The organism is Streptomyces sp. SID5910, from assembly GCF_009862125.1.
Taxonomy (GTDB): Bacteria; Actinomycetota; Actinomycetes; order Streptomycetales; family Streptomycetaceae; genus Streptomyces.
Window position 1 is genome coordinate 1 of sequence record NZ_WWHX01000710.1, and the last position, 1,410, is coordinate 1,410.

Genomic DNA, 1,410 nt, shown 5'->3' on the forward strand with positions numbered 1-1,410 from the left:
ACGTACGCCACCTGGTGGATCCGCCAGGCCATCACCCGGTCGATCGCCGACCAGTCGCGCACCATCCGCCTGCCCGTCCACCTGGTGGAGGAGCTGGGCCGGATCCGGCGCGTGCAGCGCGAGTTCAACCGCGAGCACGGGCGTGAGCCGGAGCCCGCGGAGATCGCGGCCGAGCTCGGTTCGACGCCGGAGCGCGTCACCGACGTGCTCGACTGGGCCCGCGACCCGGTCTCGCTGAACATGTCGGTGGACGACGAGGGCGAGACGCAGTTCGGCGACCTGCTGGAGGACACCTCCGCCGTGTCGCCCGAGCAGTCCGTGATGACGCTGCTGCGCAGCGAGGAGCTGGACGACCTGATCGGCCGCCTCGACCCGCGCACGGCCTCCATCATCAAGATGCGCTACGGCATCGACGACGGCCGCGAGCGCACGCTGACCGAGGTCGGCAAGGAGCACGGGCTCACCCGTGAGCGGATCCGGCAGATCGAGAAGCACGCGCTGCTGGAGCTGAAGAAGCTGGCGCGCGACACCGGCTTCGAGGCGGCCGCGTAAGACCGCCGGGGGCCGTCGCACGGGCGGCCCCGTGAGGCCGGGGCGTCGCGTGACGCCTGGGGCGTACGCCGGTGGCCGAAGGCCGCGCAAACATGGCGTGTAACGCTGCTTCAACCGGCTGGGGCCCGGGAACAAGAATTCCGGGCCCGGCGGTTCGGCCCCGATCCGCACCGGATCCGACGCACACTTGGACCACGTCCCGACGCACTCCCCCCGGCGCCGGGACTTCCCGAGCCGGGCTCGGCGCCCCTCCCCCCGGGTGCCGCAGCCCGGCTCTCTCCGTCTGTGGGCGGCGGAGGAGACGTGGAGAGGCGGGCCACCCCGAACCTGAACCCCGGGGTGACCCGCCGGATGGCAGATTCTGCCACAGCGGCATAGCCTGCCGAAGTGAGCAGCACCATTCCACCTTCCGCGCCCGCCGCCGGCCGGCCACTCTCGCTGACCGAGCGGCGCAAGGCCGAGACCCGCATGGACATCGCCCGCGCGGCGGCCCACCTCTTCGTGCGGCAGGGGCTGCGGGCAACTCGTGCCGAGGACATCGCGCGTGCGGCCGGGGTCGCGCCGCGCACCTTCTACCGCTACTTCGCCACCAAGGAGGAGGCCGTCGCACCCCTCTACGCGCTGGGCGCGGAGCGCTGGGTCGAGGCGGTACGGGAGGCCCCGGCCGAGCTGTCCCCGCCGCAGGCGCTGGAACACGCGGTGCGGCACACGCTGACGCCGGGGGCGGTGGTGTCCGCGGCGTCGTGGGAGGGGGCGCGGACGCTGATCCGCCTGGCGGAGACGAGTCCGGCGCTGCGGAAGGTGTGGGCGGAGGTGTGCCATGTGACTGAGCGGGCGTTGGGGGAGGTGCTGGCGGGG

2 protein-coding genes are annotated in these 1,410 nt (G+C 73.3%); both read left to right on the forward strand.

Translation table 11 applies throughout. The features are described 5' to 3' along the window. Positions 1–552: sigma-70 family RNA polymerase sigma factor (locus GTW67_RS24705; RefSeq protein ID WP_161167002.1), on the forward strand; the 552-nt coding region annotated here is incomplete at its 5' end. A gap of 387 nt (positions 553–939) precedes the next feature. Next, positions 940–1,410, forward strand: a 471-nt coding sequence (locus GTW67_RS24710) for a TetR/AcrR family transcriptional regulator (RefSeq protein WP_346010730.1), incomplete at its 3' end; no start/stop codon positions are given.